Genomic DNA, 5,051 nt, shown 5'->3' with positions numbered 1-5,051 from the left:
CGTCTCCGCCGCGGAGGCCCACGACGTCGGACTGGCCATGGAGGTCCACCCGACCGCGGACCTCGAGCCCGCCGCCGCGAAGCTCGCCCGCCGACTGGCCCGGGGTCCGCGCCGCGCCCTGGAACTGACCAAGAGGGCCGTCACCGGGGCCACGCTCGCCGAGCTGGACGCGGCCCTGGCCAGGGAACACGAGGGCCAGTGCGAGCTGCTGATCTCCCCCGACTTCGCCGAGGGCGTGTCCTCGATCCTCGAGAAACGGCGCCCGAACTTCTCCTGAACCGTCCCTCCTGTCACCTGCCCCTCCCGTCACCCACCGCCCGACGAAAGGCCGAGATCATGACCACCGCCACGGATCCCATCGCCGAACTCCACGCGGCACGTCGCAACAACTGGAACACGTGGGTCGCCACCCACGCCGAGATGCAGCCCGACGCGGAGGCACTGCGCTACCTCGGTCAGACCACCACGTGGTCCCAGCTGCACGATCGCAGCAACCGCTTCGCCGACGCGTTGGCCCGCCGCGGTGTGGGCAGGGGCGACCGGGTCATGCTCATCACGCTCAACAACCCGGAGTTCGTCGAGGCCGTGCTGGGCATCAACGAGCTGGGCGCCATCGCGGTACCGGTGAACTTCCGGCTCACCCCCGGTGAGCTCGCCTACCTGGTCAGCGACTGCACGCCGAAGGTCGTCGTCACCGACGCGATGCTCGCGCCGCTCGTCGGCGCGATCCGCGCCCAGGGCGAGGAGCCGGGCCACCACATCGTCATCGGCGGTGAACCGGGGGCGCCCGACCAGATCACATACGCGGACGCGATAGCGGAGCAGGGCCAGCCGCATGAGCCCGTCGACGTGCCCGAGGACTCCACCGCGCTCATTACGTATACCTCGGGCACCACGGGGCGGCCCAAGGGCGCCATGCTCTCCTACGAAAACCTCACTGCGCAGTCCCTGACCTGCATCCGGGTCTTCCGACTGTTCGACGAGGACGGGCGCGCACTGTGCGCCGCCCCGATGTTCCACATCGCGGCGCTCGGCTCGATCGCGCCGAGCCTCCAACTCGGCGGCGTCACGGTGGTCCACCCGCTGCAGGCCTTCGACCCCGCAGCGGTCCTAGACACCCTCGAGGCCGAGCACATCACCAGCATCTTCCTCGTCCCCGTGCAGTGGCAGGCCGTCTGTGCCGAGCAGCAGGCCCGCCCGCGCAGCCTGGTGCTGCGCAACATCTCCTGGGGCGCGGCCCCGTCCACCGACACGATCCTGCGCGCCATGGCCGAGACCTTCCCGGACGCCCTGAACTGCGCGGTGTTCGGCCAGACCGAGATGAGCCCCATCACCTGTGCCCTCGACGGCGATGACGCGATCCGCAAGATCGGTTCCGTCGGCAAGGTCATCCCCACCCTCCAGGCGCGCGTCGTCGACGGCTTCGGCGAGCCCGTCGGCCCGGGTGAGGTCGGCGAGATCGTCTACCGTGGTCCCACCACGATGTCCGGTTACTGGAACAAGCCCAAGGAGACGGCGGAGGCCTTCGAGGGCGGGTGGTTCCATTCCGGCGACCTGGTCCGCATGGACGACGAGGGCTTCGTCTACGTGGTGGACCGCAAGAAGGACATGATCATCTCCGGCGGCGAGAACATCTACTGCGCCGAGGTGGAGAACATCATCGCCGGGCACCCGAGGATCCGCGAGGTCGCGGTGATCGGCCGCAAGGACGACAGGTGGGGCGAGGTCCCCGTCGCAGTGGTCGCCCAGAACGTGGAGGACGGCGTTGCCGATCTCACCCTCGAGGAGATCAGCGAGTGGCTGCGGGACAAGCTCGCCGGCTTCAAGCTCCCCAAGCATCTGGTCCACGTCGACGAACTCCCCCGCAACGCCAGCGGCAAGGTCGTCAAGGGCACACTGCGTTCCGAGCACGGCACCGTGGGCGTCTGAGCTGGTGTCCCGGCTCCCGTCCGACCACTCCGGGAGAGCAGGGAAGTGCTCACCAGCTCTATCGTCGGGCCGGATCCACAGGTGCGCGACCACCGGCTTCCTGCAGCGACCGTTCCGGGATGAACTCGGAATCCCGTGGAGTTCGCACGCGGCCCGACGAACTCCCCCGGACGGTTCGGACGGCCACCTACCGCATCCTGTTCACCGATCTGAGGTGGAGAGTGCGGACGGACCGATCACTGAAGTGGGACTCAGTGCTCGGGGTCGAGTTCCGGTGCGCGCTCGTCGTCCCACACGCCCGCTCGCTCGAGATGGGCGATGAGCAGACTCGCGCCACCGGTGAACTCGGCGTCCACCACTTCGTGGGCCGTCTCGACGTCGCCGTCACGCAGCGCCTCGAGCATGCGGCGGTTGTCCGTCAGTGCGCCCGCACGCCACTCGGGGTCGTCCGCGTACAGCCGGTAGGGCATGTAGCGGGCGGCGTTGGACAGGAACCGGGACAGCTTGTCCGAGCGGGAAGCCCGGTTGAGGCACCGGTGGATCGCGTACTGGGCGTGCACCACGCCGTCGGTGTCATCTGACGCGGATGCCTTCTCGAATTCGTCGATCAGACGACCGTGGAACTCGAGAGTTTCCGCGTCGTAGCGGGTGATGGCCCGGTCGACGATGCGCTTGGAAAGTTCCGCTTGGAGCCAGAAGATGTCCTCGATGTCCTGGCGGCTCATCGGCGAGACCAGGTAGCCGCGCCGCGGCACCAGATCGACGAGGCCCTCGCCGCGCAGGGTGAGTAGTGCCTCCCGGACCGGGGTCACGCTCACCCCGAGTGCGGAGGCGGTCTCGTCGAGCCGGATGAAGGACCCCGGGCGGACATCGCCGCTCATGATCCGAGTCCGCACGTGGTCGGCGACCTCCTCGGAGAGCTGCGGGCGCTGGCCGAGTCGTGTGGGGGCCACGTCCGCCACCTCATTCCACGAGAGAAGGGCACCCACCCGGAGCGCCGAGACCGATGATCTAAATAAAATATATCTGTAGTGGCTCACACTACCTCGCCGGGGGCGGGGCATCCACCCACCGCCGAGAAGGGTTCACGTGAAACATCTCTCGCTCGCCTTCGTTTCGGTTATGACAACCCTCGACCGGCCCGTCTCCTCGGGGCGCTGCAGCGCGGGTCGGAATCGGCGACAGTTCGGCGGTGGCCCCGCGGCGACCGTCGGCGACCCGCGAGTGGCGCCCCCGACCCGCGACATGGAGCCCGACCGGCGGGGCACGGTGTCCGACCGGCGGGGCGCCTGGACCTGCCCCGCACCGGGACCGGCCGAGGGGAAGGATGCGTTTACGCGCAGCGACGTCGGCCGTGCCACTCGAGCGTGCGATGCGCGGACATCCGCACGAACTTTCCTGCGGAGAGGGCCGAATAGCGCGGAGGGGCTGCGGGGCGGCCACAGCCGGGCGAGACTGGGCCCATGACGTCAACCGAGAACCGTCCCGCCGTCCGTACCGAGCGCCGGGACCACGTCCTACTCGTCACCCTCGACCGCCCGGAGGCCCGCAACGCCGTCAACGGCGAGGTCAGCACGCTGCTGGGCAACGCGCTGCACGAGGCGGACACCGATCCCGAGATCCGGGTCGTGGTGATCACCGGCGCGGGAGAGCGGTCGTTCTGTGCGGGCGCCGACCTCAAGGCCATCTCCCGGGGTGAGGACATCTTCCCGGCCGAGAACCGGCAGTGGGGATTCGCGGGGATGATGCAGCAGTACGTCTCGGTCCCCGTGATCGGCGCGGTCAACGGCACCGCACTGGGTGGGGGCTGCGAGATCGCCCTGGCCTGCGACCTCGTGGTGGCCGCCGACCACGCGGTGTTCGGTCTGCCGGAGGTGCGGCGTGGGCTCATCGCCGCCGCCGGTGGCGCGTTCCGGCTGCCGGCCCAGCTGCCCCACCGGGTGGCCATGGAGATGATGCTCACCGGCGAGCCGATCACCGCCGGGCGGGCGCTCGACCTGCACCTGATCAACCACGTCGTCCCGGCCGACCGGCTGCTCGACACCGCGCTCGAGCTCGCCGGGACCATCGCCGCCAACGCGCCGCTGGCGGTCCAGGGGACCAAGCGGGTCGCGCTCGGGATCACCGACGGCGGGCGTCCGGCGGAGGTCGACCAGTGGAAGGTCAATGACACGGAGATGATCACCGTCATGACCTCCGAGGACGCGGCCGAGGGCCCGAGGGCGTTCGCGGAGAAGCGTGCCCCGGTGTGGAAGGCGCGCTGAACCCGGATCCGATGAGACCCATCCCCCAGCCCGACCGGATGTGAACTCCGCCCCCCGGCCCTACATTTCCGTTATGGAAGCAGTGTTGAGGTCGATGGTCGTCGAAGAGGACCTGCACGTCCTCGACACCGCGAGCAGGGAGTTGACGCCCCGGGCGGCGGAGTTGCTGGCCCTGCGGGGTGGAGGTGGCTCGGGAGAGGAACTGCGCAACTGCGTCATCCGCGCCGCGACCGCCCCTGCCGGGTCCGCGACGGAGCTGCGGTCGGCCCTCCGCGCGGAGCGGGCGGGGCTCAACGGGGCGGGGGCCGAGCTCGGGCTGGCGGTGGTCGCCGCCGGGGCCGTCCCGCTCGTGCCCCCCGGATCCGCCCTCGTCGACGAGACGCCGAGGACTCGTCGACTCCTGGCCGACTACGAGTACCTGGCCCGGGATCAGATCTACTGTGGCGTCCGGATCCGGGTCGAGGCCCATGGCGCAGACGAGGCTGTCGCGGTGTCCTGCCGGATCGCGCCGTACCTGCCGGTGTTCCTCGCGCTCACGGCGAGTTCGCCGTTCCTGAGGGACGGGTCGGACTCCGGCTACGCGAGTTGCCGCTCGGTGGCGGCCTCGCAGTGGCCCACGGCGGCGCCCGTGGCGGGCGTGTGCTCGGCCGCCGAGTACGACGAGCTGGTGGCCGACCTCGTGGCCAGCGGGGTGGTCGTCGATGCGTCGATGGTCGGCTTCGGCGTGCAGCCCGGGGCCGACCGGCGGTCCGTGGAGCTGCAGGTGGGTGACGCCTGTCCCTCCGCCGACGCCACCGTTCTGGCCGCCGCTCTGTTCCGGGCCCTCGTCGAGCGCGAGGCGACCGCCGTCGCCGACGG

The 5,051-nt window shown here is 70.2% G+C and carries 5 protein-coding genes; 4 read left to right on the top strand and 1 reads right to left on the bottom strand.

Annotation, left to right across the window (positions count from 1 at the left end; all coding sequences use genetic code 11):
• Nucleotides 1-277, top strand: a 277-nt coding sequence (locus tag G6024_RS12275) for an enoyl-CoA hydratase-related protein (protein WP_235027890.1), incomplete at its 5' end; no start/stop codon positions are given.
• A gap of 59 nt (nucleotides 278-336) precedes the next feature.
• Nucleotides 337-1,929: a fatty-acid--CoA ligase FadD5 gene (gene fadD5 / locus G6024_RS12270; protein WP_067720059.1), complete on the top strand. Its 1,593-nt coding sequence runs from the start codon at nucleotides 337-339 to the stop codon at nucleotides 1,927-1,929.
• Between the two features lie 251 nt (nucleotides 1,930-2,180).
• Here the strand turns inward: fadD5 and G6024_RS12265 are convergent, their stop codons facing one another.
• Nucleotides 2,181-2,891, bottom strand: coding sequence for a GntR family transcriptional regulator (locus G6024_RS12265; protein WP_007627198.1), 711 nt, complete (start codon nucleotides 2,889-2,891; stop codon nucleotides 2,181-2,183).
• 501 nt (nucleotides 2,892-3,392) lie between these two features.
• Between G6024_RS12265 and G6024_RS12260 the strand changes: the two genes are divergently transcribed.
• Both G6024_RS12260 and G6024_RS12255 read left to right on the top strand, forming a co-directional pair.
• On the top strand, nucleotides 3,393-4,193 hold the full coding sequence (locus G6024_RS12260; protein WP_067720055.1) for a crotonase/enoyl-CoA hydratase family protein: 801 nt from the start codon (nucleotides 3,393-3,395) through the stop codon (nucleotides 4,191-4,193).
• Nucleotides 4,194-4,266: 73 nt separating this feature from the next.
• A partial coding sequence (locus G6024_RS12255) for a carboxylate-amine ligase (RefSeq protein WP_235027889.1) occupies nucleotides 4,267-5,051 on the top strand: 785 nt, incomplete at its 3' end.

The sequence above is a fragment of the Dietzia maris genome, from assembly GCF_014144855.1.
GTDB lineage: Bacteria > Actinomycetota > Actinomycetes > Mycobacteriales > Mycobacteriaceae > Dietzia > Dietzia kunjamensis.
Note: the sequence above shows the minus strand (reverse complement) of the source record. Positions and strands in the feature narration are given on the sequence as shown.

Bases quoted from the DNA above. Each gene is read 5' to 3' on its own strand.
- fadD5 (WP_067720059.1), top strand. From the start codon at position 337: ATGACCACCGCCACGGATCCCATCGCCGAACTCCACGCGGCACGTCGC.
- G6024_RS12260 (WP_067720055.1), top strand. From the start codon at position 3,393: ATGACGTCAACCGAGAACCGTCCCGCCGTCCGTACCGAGCGCCGGGAC.